The organism is Sphingobium limneticum (assembly GCF_008710165.1).
In the GTDB taxonomy this organism is placed as follows: domain Bacteria; phylum Pseudomonadota; class Alphaproteobacteria; order Sphingomonadales; family Sphingomonadaceae; genus Sphingobium; species Sphingobium limneticum.
Map to the genome: position 1 here is coordinate 81,403 of NZ_VYQA01000010.1, position 14,374 is coordinate 95,776.

At 63.0% G+C, this 14,374-nt stretch carries 12 protein-coding genes and 1 other annotated feature; of the genes, 3 read left to right on the forward strand and 9 right to left on the reverse strand.

The annotated features are described in order from the left end of the window. Window positions 1-183: 183 nt before the first annotated feature. Window positions 184-411, forward strand: a complete 228-nt coding sequence (locus tag F4U95_RS14295) for a hypothetical protein (protein WP_150426151.1) — start codon at window positions 184-186, stop codon at window positions 409-411. Between the two features lie 241 nt (window positions 412-652). Here the strand turns inward: F4U95_RS14295 and F4U95_RS14300 are convergent, their stop codons facing one another. The 4 genes from F4U95_RS14300 to F4U95_RS14315 form a co-directional block, all read right to left on the reverse strand. Next, a complete protein-coding gene (locus tag F4U95_RS14300) occupies window positions 653-3,418 on the reverse strand; it encodes a bifunctional aconitate hydratase 2/2-methylisocitrate dehydratase (protein ID WP_150426152.1) in 2,766 nt (921 codons plus the stop codon). Window positions 3,419-3,637: 219 nt separating this feature from the next. Next, window positions 3,638-5,410, reverse strand: coding sequence for a DUF885 domain-containing protein (locus tag F4U95_RS14305; protein WP_150426153.1), 1,773 nt, complete (start codon window positions 5,408-5,410; stop codon window positions 3,638-3,640). 43 nt (window positions 5,411-5,453) lie between these two features. Next, entirely contained in the window at window positions 5,454-5,657 is a 204-nt protein-coding gene (locus F4U95_RS14310) for a DUF5818 domain-containing protein (protein ID WP_150426154.1), read from the reverse strand. 5 nt (window positions 5,658-5,662) lie between these two features. Then, complete coding sequence (locus tag F4U95_RS14315; RefSeq protein WP_120250451.1) at window positions 5,663-5,848, reverse strand: DUF1328 domain-containing protein; 186 nt, start codon at window positions 5,846-5,848, stop codon at window positions 5,663-5,665. Between the two features lie 168 nt (window positions 5,849-6,016). Between F4U95_RS14315 and F4U95_RS14320 the strand changes: the two genes are divergently transcribed. After that, window positions 6,017-6,466 (forward strand): ferritin-like domain-containing protein, encoded by a 450-nt coding sequence (locus tag F4U95_RS14320; protein ID WP_161600392.1) that lies wholly within the window; start codon window positions 6,017-6,019, stop codon window positions 6,464-6,466. A 115-nt stretch (window positions 6,467-6,581) separates the two neighbouring features. Here F4U95_RS14320 and F4U95_RS14325 read toward each other — a convergent pair whose 3' ends face one another. Further along, window positions 6,582-7,580: a 2-hydroxyacid dehydrogenase gene (locus tag F4U95_RS14325; protein WP_150426156.1), complete on the reverse strand. Its 999-nt coding sequence runs from the start codon at window positions 7,578-7,580 to the stop codon at window positions 6,582-6,584. A 103-nt stretch (window positions 7,581-7,683) separates the two neighbouring features. On the opposite strand from F4U95_RS14325, the gene F4U95_RS14330 reads away from it, so the two are divergent. Then, entirely contained in the window at window positions 7,684-8,181 is a 498-nt protein-coding gene (locus F4U95_RS14330) for an SH3 domain-containing protein (RefSeq protein ID WP_150426157.1), read from the forward strand. A gap of 97 nt (window positions 8,182-8,278) precedes the next feature. On the opposite strand, the gene F4U95_RS14335 is transcribed toward F4U95_RS14330, so the two are convergent. The 4 genes from F4U95_RS14335 to F4U95_RS14350 form a co-directional block, all read right to left on the reverse strand. Beyond that, window positions 8,279-9,769 carry a SulP family inorganic anion transporter gene (locus F4U95_RS14335; RefSeq protein WP_150426235.1) on the reverse strand — a complete coding sequence of 497 codons (1,491 nt, stop codon included), beginning with the start codon at window positions 9,767-9,769 and terminating at the stop codon, window positions 8,279-8,281. Between the two features lie 66 nt (window positions 9,770-9,835). Continuing rightward, window positions 9,836-9,891, reverse strand: a sequence feature (sul1 is cis-regulatory element that is thought to sense ions involved in sulfur or methionine metabolism; They are found in Alphaproteobacteria). Between the two features lie 154 nt (window positions 9,892-10,045). Continuing rightward, complete coding sequence (locus F4U95_RS14340) at window positions 10,046-11,353, reverse strand: amidohydrolase family protein (RefSeq protein ID WP_150426158.1); 1,308 nt, start codon at window positions 11,351-11,353, stop codon at window positions 10,046-10,048. Then, the gene (locus F4U95_RS14345; protein WP_150426159.1) at window positions 11,350-12,747 is read right to left on the reverse strand and encodes an amidohydrolase; all 1,398 of its coding nucleotides are present in this window, start codon (window positions 12,745-12,747) and stop codon (window positions 11,350-11,352) included. The genes F4U95_RS14340 and F4U95_RS14345 overlap by 4 nt, the downstream gene beginning before the upstream one ends. Next, complete coding sequence (locus tag F4U95_RS14350) at window positions 12,744-14,267, reverse strand: peptide MFS transporter (protein WP_150426160.1); 1,524 nt, start codon at window positions 14,265-14,267, stop codon at window positions 12,744-12,746. The genes F4U95_RS14345 and F4U95_RS14350 overlap by 4 nt, the downstream gene beginning before the upstream one ends. Window positions 14,268-14,374: the final 107 nt, after the last annotated feature.

The window sequence follows — 14,374 nt, forward strand, 5'->3', positions numbered from 1 at the left end:
GCTCGCCGGATGGCAAGGTGGCAAGGATACACCCCAACCCATGGTCGAAGCAGATATGTCCCGATGCTGCGCTGCCATAACATTTGATCGTTTCAAATCAAATGGCGACGCAGTCTGTGGTGCTTATGTAGGGATACGTTTCACCCCTTTAAACGTTGCATCGCCAGAAAAGGGGAGACAGTCATGGACACAGGTTTTTCGCCCGTCGAAACCGGCGTAATTGCTATCAATCCGCAATATTATCTTGGCCGCAAAACCCCCTGCCCCGATTGCGGCGGCAGCCAGTGGATCGTGGGCCGCGTGGTGGCCGAATGCGCCCATTGCGACACGCCACTACCCCTTGCTGCATCGCAACATCGTGCGTGGTTGACGCTGTCTCTGGCGCCGCTTCCACTTACGTCCAGTCTCTGATCCGAACTGCCTTCACGCCGATAAGCGCATATCAGATGGAGCGTTCCCCGGCGTAGGCCGGGGCCCAGTTCCACGCTCTAAACTGGACCCCGGCCTACGCCGGGGAACGGAGAGCTATGAATCCACATCATCGCTTATTAGCATAAACGAAAAGGCCGCCGCCACACTTCCCCGATCAGGCGGAAAGCATAGCGGCGGCCTTGTCGCAAAAGGGCCTTAGCCCCCCTAGATCAACGCCAGATCAATGCGCGGCGGGCGGCGCGAACTTCGTCAGGTCGATACCCGTCACCGCGCTGCGATACTCGTCCATATTCGGCGTGCGGCCCAATATGGTGGACAGCACCACCAGCGGGGTCGAAGCCAGCAGCGACTCCCCCTTCTTCTCCGCAGTATCTTCCACGACGCGGCCCTGGAACAGGCGGGTCGAGGTCGCCAGAACGGTATCGCCCTTGGCGGCCTTTTCCTGATTGCCCATGCACAGGTTGCAGCCCGGACGCTCCAGATAGAGCATATTCTCATATTCGGTGCGGGCCGCGTTCTTGGGCTGCGCGTCGTCAAACTCGAACCCGGCATATTTCTTCAGGACGTCCCAATCGCCCTCGGCCTTCAGCTCATCGACGATATTGTAGGTCGGCGGAGCGACGACCAGAGGTGCCTTGAACTCGACCTTGCCTTCCTTGGCTTCGATGTTCTTCAACATCTGGGCCAGGATCTTCATGTCGCCCTTATGCACCATGCACGATCCGATGAAGCCCAGATCGACCTTCTTCGTGCCGCCATAATAGGACACAGGGCGGATGGTGTCGTGCGTGTAGCGCTTCGACACGTCGGCATTGTTGACGTCCGGATCGGCGATCATCGGTTCGTCGATCAGGTCCAGGTCGACCACGACTTCGGCGAAATATTTCGCATTGTCGTCGGGCGTCAGCGCAGGCTTCTCGCCCGAACGGATTTCCGCGATGCGCTTGTCGGCCAGAGCGATCAGGCCCTTGAGCGTACCGGCGGCATTTTCCATGCCCTTGTCGATCATGATCTGGATACGCGACTTGGCGATTTCCAGCGATTCGATCAGCGTTTCATTCTCGGAAATGCAGATCGACGCCTTGGCCTTCATTTCGGCCGTCCAGTCGGTGAAGGTGAAGGCCTGATCGGCCAGCAGCGTGCCGATATGCACTTCGATGATGCGGCCCTGGAACACGTTTTCGCCGCCGAACTGCGCCAGCATCTGCGCCTGGGTGGCGTGCACCACGTCGCGGAAGTCCATATAGGGCTGCATCTTGCCCTTGAACGTGACCTTCACTGACTGCGGGATCGGCATGGTCGCTTCACCGGTGGCCAGCGCCAGCGCGACCGTGCCGGAGTCCGCGCCGAACGCCACGCCCTTCGACATGCGCGTGTGGCTGTCGCCGCCGATGATGATCGCCCAATCGTCCACGGTGATGTCGTTCAGCACCTTGTGGATGACGTCGGTCATCGCATGATAGACGCCCTTGGGGTCGCGCGCGGTGATCAGGCCGAAATTGTTCATGAAGGACATCAGCTTGGGGATGTTGGCCTGCGCCTTCTTGTCCCACACCGACGCGGTGTGGCAGCCCGACTGATAGGCGCCGTCGACCAACGGCGAAATGACGGTGGCCGCCATCGCTTCCAGTTCCTGCGCGGTCATCAGGCCGGTCGTGTCCTGCGACCCCACGATGTTCACCGTGACGCGCACGTCCGACCCGGCATGCAACACCTTGCCCGGCGCGACGCCCACGGCATTGCGGTTGAAGATCTTCTCCACCGCGGTCAGGCCCTGGCCCTCGACGGTGATTTCCTTGTTCGGCGCGAACACGGCCGGCGCTTCGACGCCCAGCGTTTCGGCGGCGAAGGTCTGGAGCTTCTTGCCGAACACGATGGCGTAGCTGCTGCCCGCCTTCATGAATTCCATCTTCTGCGGGGTGAAGGCGGCGGCGACGTCGACCAGTTCGTTACCGGCCTCGTCGGTCAGCTTGCGATTCTTGACGTCGATCTTCAGCACCGTCCCGGTCGCGACCGAGAAGGCCTCTTCCAGCACCGGATTGCCGTCATTGTTCAAAATGGCCTTGCCGTCCGGGCCGGTCATCTTGACCCAGTTTTTCAGGTTCAGGCCGATGCCGCCGGTCACGTCCACCGTGGTCGCGAAGATCGGCGAAATGCCGTTGGTGCCCGCGACGACCGGGGCATAGTTGACGAACGGCACATAGGGGCTGGACTGCTTGCCAGCCCACAGCGCCACATTGTTGACGCCCGACATGCGCGAGCTGCCCACGCCCATCGTGCCCTTTTCGGCGATCAGCATCACGCGCTTGTCGGGATGCTGTTCCTTCAGCGTCACGATCTGCTGCTGCGCTTCGGGCGTGATCATGCACAGGCCGTGCAGTTCGCGGTCGGAGCGCGAATGCGCCTGGTTGCCCGGCGACAGAAGATCGGTCGAAATATCGCCTTCACCCGCGATGAAGGTCACGACCTTGATCTCGTCTTCGACCTCGGGAAGCTTGGTGAAGAACTCCGCCTTGGCGTAGCTTTCCAGCACATCCTTGGCGACCGCATTGCCCGCCGCGAACGCATCGCGCAGGCGGAACATGTCGGCGTCGTACAGGAATACCTGGGTCTTGAGGACGTCGCCGGCTTGGCTGGCGATCGCCGCGTCATCGCCCAGCGTCAGGTCGAGCAGCACCTCGATCGAGGGACCGCCCTTCATGTGGCTGAGCAGTTCCAGCGCGAAGGCCGGCGTAATTTCCGCCACGGCCACGTCGCCCAGGATGATCTTCTTGAGGAACGCCGCCTTCACACCCGCAGCGCTCGTGGTGCCGGGCAGCGTGTTGTAGATGAAGAATTTCAGTGCGTCGGCGCGATGTTCGCTGCCCGCGTCCTGGATGATGGCGATGATTTCGCCGACCAGAGCGCCGTCGTCGATCGGCTTGGGCGCGAGTCCCTGAGTCTTACGGCTTTCGATTTCGGCCAGATAATCCAGGTAAATGCTCATCTCGTTCCCAACGTCATATAAAGTGCACGGAGTCGACGCGCAGCGCCACTTGCCGACTTATATGCCCGGTCCGGGAGCTGACGCCGCCCCGGTACGCCAAGAGACAAGAATTGGCAAGCCGCCGCAGCGCAGCAAAATGTTGCTGCCAAGTGCGACAATCGGCCGAAAACTGCGGCTTTTGCCATTAGTCTGAGTAAAGAATGGACTTTAGTAGGACGGTTAACTCCGCGCCTTCTCCGCCGCGATCCACCCGTCGATCTGGCTTTCCAGCACAGTGAGCGGCACCGCGCCCTGCGCCAGCACCGCATCATGGAAGCGGCGCAAGTCGAATTTCGGTCCCAATGCCGCCTCCGCCTTCGCCCGCAGCGCCCGGATCTTGATCTCGCCCAGCTTGTAGCCCAGCGCCTGCCCCGGCCAGCTGATATAGCGATTGACCTCGGAATCGATATTCGCGTCGGACAGCGCGCTGTTGCTCTTCATGAAGGCGACCGCCTTGGCCTTGTCCCATCCCTTGGCATGGATTCCGGTATCGACCACCAGCCGACAGGCGCGCCACATTTCGTAGGACAGGCGCCCCATCATCTTCTCGGGCGTGTCGTACAGCCCCATCTCTTCGCCCAGATATTCGGTATAGAGCGCCCACCCCTCCACATAGGCGGTGAACCCCGCCAGATATTTGCGGAATGGCGGCAACGGCAATTCCTGTTGCAGCGCGATCTGGTTGTGGTGGCCCGGCACCGCCTCATGCGCGGTCAGCGCCGGCACTTCCCAGAAAGGCCGCTGGTCCAGCTTCGACGTATTGACCCAATAGGTGCCGGATATGCCGCTCTCCGGCGCGCCCGGCCCATAATAGGCCGTCGTCGTGCCTTCCGCCTCGGCCGCCGGGATCGGCTTCAACCCATAGGGCAGACGCGGCAACGTGCCGAAATAGCGCGGCAGCAGCCCGTCGATCGTCTTGGCCTGCCGCGCCGATACGCGCAGCAATTCCTCGGGCGTCTGGGCATAATAAGACGGATCGGTGCGCAGATGCTGGATATAGGCCGCGCGGCTGGGGTATCCTACCTTGGCCGCAATCTCGTCCATCCGCTTGCCGATGCGCGCGACCTCGTCCAGCCCGATCTGATGGATCTCGTCCGGCGTCAGATCGGTCGTCGTATGCGCCTTCACACGAGCCGCATACCAGGCCGCCCCGCCCGGCAGGGCCGACGCGCTATCGCTCTTGCGGCAATGGGGCAGATAGTCGGCCACGAACAGATCATGCCATTTGCGATATTCCGGCGTCAGCACATCACGGATGATGGTAACGGCCCGCGCCTGCATCGCGCTCCAGTCCGCATCGCTGATATCGCGCGGCTTGGCCCGCGCGAACGGCTCGTAGAAGCGCGTCTCCCCCGGCTTGCCGTCCACAATGCCGCTTATCGTCCCGGCATAATTTTGCAGCACCGAACAGGGCTGGACATAGCCGCCCTTGATCGCCTGCCGCGTGATGGCCAGCGCATCGCCATTCATCTTGGGATAGAGCGCCAACCGCTTCAGATAGCTGTCATAATCGGCGCGATTGTAGAAAGGCAGGCCGTCCGCCATGCCGGAAAAGCCCTGATGCCAGCCATAATAGGTCGTAAACAGCATCAACCGCTCGGCCGGATGCTTGTCCCCATCGATATCATCGCGCAGCATCCACAGCAGCACGTCGCGGTTCACCCGGTCGGCCGCATCCAGCTGTTGCGCGGGCACGGCATCCAGCCGGCTGACGAAGCCCTGCTCCGCCTTGATCTGCGCATCGCGCGCACTCAGCGACATATCGGAAATGCGATCGTCATACGCGCGCACGCCCCGCGCCGTCGCCTCGACCGGATGGGTCGACAGATACCAGGCCCAATGATCGTCGATGATCCTGGTCAATTGGTCATGGGGCGCCGTCTGCACTGGCATCTGGGCATGCGCCAGAACCGGCACGGAAATAGCGATGAGGAAAGAAAGAATCTTGCGCATGGACGCAATGGATCGCGCGTCCCACCGCTTTTGGCAAGAGGCGTCAGGCGGCAGCCACGCCCTCCGCTTCGACTATGCCATCACCGGCATAATAGCCCTGCACCCGCACCCGTTTCTCGACATGATCCACGGGTACGCGCAGCAGGACGAGGCGGTAACTCCCGCCCAGATCACGCTGGAGCAGAAAGCCGGCCTCATCGCGCAGCAATCTGCCTGTCTCATCCACTCCAGCGCCAATCTGTGTCATGGGCGTCAGTCTATAGCATCCTTGATGCCCTTGCCAGCCAACACGCCCAGCACCAGGAACAGCACGAACACGGCAATGGCGATGAAGAACAGGATCTTGGCGATACCGACGAACGTGCCGGCCGCGCCGCCAAAGCCGAGCAGGGCCAGCACCGCAGCAATGACGAGGGAGATGATCGCAAGCTTGATCATGAAAATATCCTTCCGTGGGAGGTGATGGTCCGTTCAACCGACGATAACGCCACTTGTTCCACCTGCGGCACAAAGATGGATAACGGGAAATTAAGGTCGATTATCAGGCGCTTGATTGAACAATCGCCGCTGCCGATCGGTTGTTGCCTGATCGAAAAGGAGACCAAGATGTCGAGCAATCATGCCATCAGCAAACTGGACGACCTGATCACCACCTTGATCGACAGCGTGAAGGGCTATGAACATAGCGCCGACAAGGTGACGTCGACCGAATATCAGATCCTCTTCCGCGATCTGGCCGGCGAACGGACCAAAGCGGTCGATCTGCTCCAGGCGCGCAGCCGTGCGCTGGGCGGCAAGCCCAATGAGTTCGGTTCCACCGCCGGCACCGTGCATCGCCGGCTGGAGGATATTTTCGTGGCGCTGGGCGGCGGAGACAAGGCCGTGATCCAGGCGATCGACCGGGGCGAAGATTATCTGCGCGAGGAATTTGAGCGCGTGCTCAAGGATGAGGCGATCGACGCGGAAACCCAAGCCGCCGTCCGCCACGCCCATGAATCGGTGGCGCATGGCCATATGGTCGTGACCGGCCTCAAGGACCAATTGGCCACCGCGTGATCGCGAACTTATTTGCCCTTAAAAGCAACGTCATCCTGAACTTGTTTCAGGATGACGATTTACGGAAGACCTTGCCATGGGGAGCCCAACCGAACGGTGGTTCCGCCCGGTCGCGTTAGACCCACCCCTCCAAAACCTGATTGGGCGGGCGATGCCCGTCCACCCAGGTGCGGATATTGGCGATGACCCGCGCGCCCGTTGCGTCGCGTCCCTCGAACGTCGCCGACCCCATATGCGGTGACAGCGCGACGTTGGGCAGCGCCAGCAACCGCTGATCGATGGCCGGCTCATGGGTGTAGACGTCGAAACCGGCGCCCGCGATGCGCCCTTCGTCCAGCGCCGCGATCAACGCCTGCTCGTCGGTGATTTCCGCGCGCGACGTGTTGATCAGATAGGCGTGCTGCTGAATCAGCCCGACCCGCCGCGCATCGATCAGCCCGCGACTATCGGCATTGAGCGGACAATGGATCGATACGATGTCGCTCCCGGTCAGCAGCGCGTCCAGATCGCCATGCCATTCCGCTTCCAGGTCCTGCTCTACCTCGAACGGCAGGCGATGGCGGTTGTGATAGGCGATCGATAGGCCGAAGGCGCGGGCGCGGCGGGCGACGGCGCGGCCGATCCGCCCCATGCCGATAATGCCCAATTTCTTGCCGCCGATGCGATGACCCAACATGCCGGACGGGCTCCAGCCGCGCCACTCGCCCGTCCGCACCAGCTTCTCCCCCTCCGCCAGCCGGCGGGGGACGGACAGGATCAGCGCCATCGTCATGTCCGCCGTATCCTCGGTCAGCACGCCGGGCGTATTGGTGACGATGATACCCTTCTTACGCGCCGCCGTCAGGTCGATATGATCGACCCCGCTGCCGAAACTGGCGATCAGTTGCAACCGCTCCGGCGCGCCCTCGATCAGGGCGGCGTCGATGGGATCGCTGATGCACGGGACCAGCACGTCGCACTGCGCCATGGCATGGGCCAGGTCGGCGTGGCTCATCGCAACGTCGCCGATATTGAAACTGGCATCGAACAATTGGGCCATGCGCGCCTCCACATTGGGCGGCAGGCGGCGCGTGACGATGACGCGCGGCTTGGCGGGGCGCTGTTTTTTGGCCATGACTAGGCCGCTATTCCTGCCCACGCGCCCGGTCAAGCGGATATGGCGCAACCGGCAAGATCAGCGCTTGTCGCGGCGGCCCGGCAGGGAGTAAGGGAAAGCCATGGGTGACATCGGCAATGGGTCTGGAATGAAGCGTCTGCTGCTGGGCGCGGGCATGGCTGCGGCGCTGGCCATGGGCGGCACTGCGCTGGCCGGGCCGGCCAAGAAGGTGCCCTATTGGGCGTCCCTCTCGCATGACGAGGCGCGGATGCGCGTCGGGCCCAGCCTGGATTACCCCTCGAATTGGATCTATCGTCGCCGCGACCTGCCGGTGAAGGTGGTGCAGGTACTGGGCCTGTGGCGCAAGGTGGAGGATGCCGACGGCGCGCAGGGCTGGATGCACGTCCGCCTGCTCAGCGACACGCCGACCGCGATCGTCCGCTCCGAAGAAGCCCCCTTACGCGAATCCGCCAGCGACGGCGCCCGCGCGCTGTTCCGCGCCCAACGCGGTGTCGTGGGCCGGCTCAGCGATTGTTCGGGCAGCTGGTGCGCCTTCGATGCGAAGGGGCAGCGCGGCTATGTGAAGACCAGCGATATCTGGGGCGCGACCGACAAATAGGATCGCGCCCTGTAGGATATTTTCTTACGCAAATAGGACATGATATTACGCGTAGGTCCGAACGCGCTCACGCGATAGGACTGTCCAACTCGCTGTCTCAATGCGGCGTAGCGCCCAATTCCACCCCGGTCTTGTCATGCAGAGCAAAACGGTCGATCAGGTCGGCGCTGGCCCGATTATAACCGACCACCTCGACTTGCCGTCCATCCCCGCGCAACCGCGCAACCACCTTGTCGAGCGCCCCTACGCCTGAAATATCCCAGAAATGCGCGCCGCTCACGTCGATCAGGATGGGGCCAGCACCCTCCTCCGACCGGAAGGCGCGGGTGAAGCGGTCGACCGATGCGAAGAATATCTGGCCGGTGACGCGATAGACCGTCCGCCCGTCCGCCTCGCTCTGTTCGACCACGAACATGCGCTGCACCTTGCCGGCAAAGAAAATGCCCGACAGCAGCACGCCGACCAGCACGCCCAGCGACAGGTCGCGCGTGGCAAGCACGACGGCCACCGTCACCAGCATCACCACCGAAGACGTCGGCGGGTGGCGCCGCAGGTTCGGGATCGAATTCCAGCTGAACGTGCCGATCGACACCATCACCATCACCGACACCAAAGCCGGCATGGGCAACAGTCCCACCCACGGCCCCAGCACGGTGAGCAGGAACAGCAGGAACCCGCCCGCCACCAAGGTCGAAAAGCGCCCGCGCCCGCCCGACGTCACATTGATGACCGACTGGCCGATCATCGCGCATCCACCCATGCCGCCAAACAGCGCGGCGACGATATTCGCCCCGCCCTGCCCCATTGCCTCACGCTTCTTGTCGCTGTCCGTATCGGTCATGTCGTCGACGATCTGCGCCGTCAGCATGGATTCGAGCAACCCTACCGCCGCCATCGTCACCGAATAGGGCAGGATGATCCGCAACGTGTCCAGCGTCAGCGGCACATGCGGCAGGGCGAAGCTGGGCAGCCCTTCCGGCAGCTTGCCCATGTCGCCGACGCTATGCACCGGCAGGCCCAACCACAGGCCGACCACGCTCAGCACCACGATCGCCACCAGCGGCGAAGGCACCGCCTTCGTCACGCGCGGGAACAGGTAGATGATCGCCAACCCCGCCGCGACCATCGCATAAGTGTGCCAGCTGACATGGGTCAGTTGCGGCAGCTGCGCCATGAAGATCAGGATGGCGAGCGCGTTGACGAAGCCGGTAATGACCGATCGGGACACGAACTGCATCAGCAGGTCCAGCCGCAGCAGCCCGGCCGCGATCTGGATCAGGCCCATCATGATGGTCGCGGCGAACAGATAATCCACGCCATGCTGCTTCACCAGCGGCCCCACCAGCACGGCGACGGCGGCGGTCGCGGCGGAAATCATCCCCGGCCGCCCGCCGATCAGCGCGATCGTCATGGCGATCGCGACGGAGGCATAGAGGCCGACGCGCGGATCGACGCCGGCGATGATGGAAAAGCCGATGGCTTCGGGAATAAGCGCCAGCGCGACGACGATCCCGGCCAGCGCATCGCGCCGCGCGGAGGTAAAGTCGACAAACCACTGCCGACGGTAGCGGGTCAGGAAATCGGTCATAGAAAATCCACAACAAGGCACATGACGCCGCAACGAAGGCGGCGCATCGGGTTGGATCATGTGGGATGTTGTCCGGCGGATCGGCGGCCGGAATAGCCACCCGGAATTTCACCGGGTCCATGCGAATATTCCGCCCTTAGCGGAAGATACAGCCAAGGATCAAGATACCCCTCTCCCCAGAGGGGGAGAGGGCTGCGCAGACTTGGTAGCTTGCTGCCTAGTCGAAGCTGGGTGAGGGGGAAGCGACGTTACATTGATGCAGCCCCCCCTATCCCCTCACCATTCATACGCCTTGGGCATCGCCCCTTCGCTTGGGCTGGCATAGCGGTCGCGCAGCTTGGTCTGTCGGTTTTCCAGCGGTTGCTGTACGCCGTCGATCCACACCGAAACCGGCGCCGACGTCATTTCCAGCGGATCGCCGTCCCATATCACCACATCGCCCGCCTTGCCGGCCTTCAGCGACCCGAACCGGTCGCCCAGCCCCATCGCCTCGGCCGGGGCAGACGTGATGGTGCGCAACGCCTGCCCCCAGCTAAGGCCCGTCGCGCCCGGCACCTTCGTCAGCGCCACCATATTGCCAGCCTGCTGCGTCGCCGCGCGCAGTTGCAGGGCATCGTCGCCCGTCAGCAGCCCCATCGAAACACTGACGCCCGCCTTCACCATCCGGCCGACATTGCTCTGCGTCGCGGCCAGCTTCTCGAAGCTGGACGGCAGGTCTTCCAGCCCGGCCGTAATGACCGGCACCTTGGCCGCCACGATCTGCGGCGCCACCATCCAGCCTTCGGTCGCCCCTGCCAAGATCAGTTTCAACGCCGGGAAATCCTGCCGCAGCGACAGTACGGTCAGGATATCCCGTGCGCTTTCGACATGCACCATCAGCGGCATCGCACCGGTGACGACCGGCACCAGCGCCTCGGCATCGACCCGGTTCAGCAGCGCATCGCGCGACCGGCCATCATAGCTGGCCGGCGCCTTCGCAAACTCCTGCGCTTCCCGTAGCATCATGCGGAATGTCAAAACTGTCGCCGCGCGACTGCCGCCGGCATCATCCTTCCCCTCCTCACCCATCTCCACAAATTGGAAGGCACGCGCCTTGGTGATGGGCGTCATATCCGCGCCCAGATCGATCACCGCGCCCTGCCCGGCGAAGATGCCGTTGCCAGCCGCAGGCACCACCACCGCGCGGGTCACGCCGGCGGTACGGCTGATCGCAATCGGATTGGCGAGCGGATTGATCGCGGGCGCGACGTCGATCGCGGCGGAGAAGGGCGATCGGGCCGCACGGGTGTCGTTGGTTTCCTTCACTCCCGGCACTTCGGCCAGACCCACGCGGGAAAAGCCCGACACGATACCGGGCGTCACCCATTTACCGCCTGCATCGATCGTCTTCGTGCCCGCCGGCACGGCCACGCCTGCACCCGCCGCAACCACCTTGCCAGCGGTGATGACCACGGTGCCGTTGCGGATCGGCTCCGACCCGTCCCCGATCGCCAGCGTCGCGCCGGTGATGGCGATGGACTGGGCCAGCGCGGAGGTGGAAATGGCCATGGCCAACATTGCAAGAACCGTTCGCGTCATGCTCATTTCACGTCTCCCGCGCCGATCTGGCCCAGTTCGAAATCACTCACCGGCCGCAGCTTGGGATTGCCGCTGTCATACATCAGCGCCCCGTCGATCCACACCTTCTCCGGCCGCGTATAGGTGCTGAACGGATTGCCGTTCCACAGCACGACATCGGCCATTTTGCCGACCTTCAGGCTGCCGGTCTGGTCGGCAATGCCCATCGCCTTGGCAGGGTTGATCGCCAGCCAGGTCCAGGCGACCTCATCGGAAATATTAATCCCCATGCGCCGCCCCGCGCCCAATGCCTTGGCCGCTTCCTGATTCAGGCGCTGGATGCCATCCTGATCGTCGCTATGCACGATCGCGCAGGCGCCAGCCTGCTGCACCAGCGGGACATTTTCCTTGATCCCGTCATAGGCTTCCATCTTGAAGCCGTACCAATCGCCCCACATCGCCGAACAGATGCCGTTTTCGCGCAGCAGGTCGGCGATCTTGTAGCTTTCGACCGCATGGTGGAAGGCGGTGATCTTGTAGCCGAACTCCTTCGACATATCGATCACATTGGCCATCTCGTCCGCGCGATAGCAATGGTTGTGGACCAGGATCTTGCCTTCCAGCACATCGGCCAGCGTCTCCATGCCCAGGTCACGGGTCTGGTCCTTGCCCGCCGCGCGCTTCTTCTGATACTCCCGCGCCTTGATCCAAGTCTGGCGATCGACCGCCATATTGCCCATGCGGGTGCTGGGTTCGCGTCCCTTGGCGCCGTAGACGCGCTTGGGATTTTCGCCACAAGCCATCTTCAACCCATAGGGCGCGCCGGGGAATTTCATCCCTTGCTGGGTGCGGGCGGGAACATTCTTCACCGTCACGCTGCGCCCGCCGAACAGATTGCCCGATCCGGGCAGGATCTGGAGCGTCGTCACGCCGCCATGGGCCAGCGCCCGGCCGAAGCCGGGATCTTGCGGCCAGATACTATGTTCGGCCCACACATGGGGCGTCACCGGCGACGTCATTTCATTGCCATCCGACAGCGCATCGACGCCGGGGGAAGCATAGACGCCCAGATGGCTGTGAATGTCGATCACGCCCGGCGTCACATATTTGCCGGTCCCGTCGAACACGGCGATGTCCGCCGGAATCGGCGTATCCGGCCCGCCGATCGCGACGATCCGGCCTTCGTTCAGGAAGACCACGCCCCCGTCGATGCGCCCACCTTCCCCGTCGAAGATGGTCGCATTGCGGATCACCGTCGGCCGCCCCGGATAGGGCTTGTAGGTGGAGGGATAAGGATTGTCCGGCTCGGCCGACGATCCCTGCGCAGCGGGCTGCGCCTCCTTCTCCTTCTTCGCCGCGACCGGGCCGGCGGTCCCCGCCAGCAACGCCGCGATCAGCAGCATCTTGCCGCTCATGTTCATGCCTTTTCCTCCGAACCGATCAGATCGAGATGCATCAGCCGCTTCACATAGGGGGAGACGAGCAGCACCAGCCCCCCCACCACGATCGCGAACCAGCCGATGCGGGTATAGACGTCCAGCACCTGCGTGACGTTACCCGCCTCGCCGCTCCCCGTCGCGCGGGCGATCAGGCCCGCAATGAAATTACCCGCCGCCATGGCCAGGAACCAGGTGCCCATGACCAGCCCGACCATCGACGACACCGACAGGCGCGTCATGGCGGACAACCCCACCGGCGAGAAGCAGAGTTCGGCCATGGTGTGGAGCAGATAGATCAGGAAGACGAAGATGACCGGCGTGAGATTCTCGCCCGCCATTGCCGCGCCCGCGACCAGCACAAGGAAGCCCGCGCCGCACAGCACCAGCCCGATACCGAATTTGGCGGGCGAGGATGGCTCCAGCCGCCGCTTGTCAAGGAAGGTCCACAGGACCGCAAAGAGCGGCGCGAGCAGGATGATGAAGACCGAATTGACCGACTGGAACAGGGATGCAGGCACTTCCCAACCCAGCATGCTGCGATCGACATTGCGGTCGGTAAAGATGTTGAGCGACGATCCGGTCTGCTCGAACAGGCCCCAGAAGAGCGGATTGAGCGCGATCAGGAAGAGCGCGGCGAACATGCGATCGCGATCGACCTTGCCCAGCGTGCCGACCGTCCGCCACACGATATAGACGACGGTCAGCGCCGAGAAACCGAGGAGCGCATAGCCCAGCAATTCGGCATAACGAATGACCAGCCAGATCGCCACCACGCCCAGCGTCGCGGCCAGATAGATGGTCCATTCCTGGCTCAGCCCGGTGGCCGTGCGCGCGCGCAACTGTTGCGGCGCGGGCGGCTCACCCTTGCCCAGCAGCCAGGGTTTCAACCACACGAACATGACCAGACCCGCCAGCATGCCGACGCCAGCCGCACCGAAACCCCAGCTCCAGCCCCATAGTTCGCCCAGCAGACCGCAGACGACCGGCCCCAGCATCCCGCCCATGTTGATCCCCATGTAGAAGATGGAGAAAGCGGGATCGCGGCGATGATCGTCGCGGGCATAAAGCTCGCCCACCAGCACGGAGATATTGGCCTTCAGGAAACCGGTGCCCACGATGATGGACGCCAGCGCAAGGTAGAAGCCATTCAGGAACAGCGGATCCTGTCCGCCCGGTCCTTCCGTAATCGCGATCAGGAAATGGCCGATCGCGATGAACACGCCGCCGACCAGCACCGCCTTGCGCGGCCCCAGAAACCGGTCGGCCAGATAACCGCCGATGACCGGCGTGATATAGACCAGCGAGGTATAGGCGCCATAGAGGAGATACGCCTTATCCTCGCCGAAGAGGAAATGTTTGGTGAGGTAGAAGATCAGGATGGCGCGCATCCCGTAATAGGAGAAACGCTCCCACATTTCCGCGAAGAAGAGCAGATACAGCCCGCGCGGATGGCCGAGCCAGGTTTTCCCTGCCTCGGCGGAAATCATGTCCGAAGTCGCCATTCGGCACCCTTTGCTTATTCTTGTGTCCGGCCCGCCATGCTGGGGGCCGCTTATGGGCGCGAACCTAGAGCGGATCGGTCCGCCCTGTCAAAAGGGCGCCTGAACCC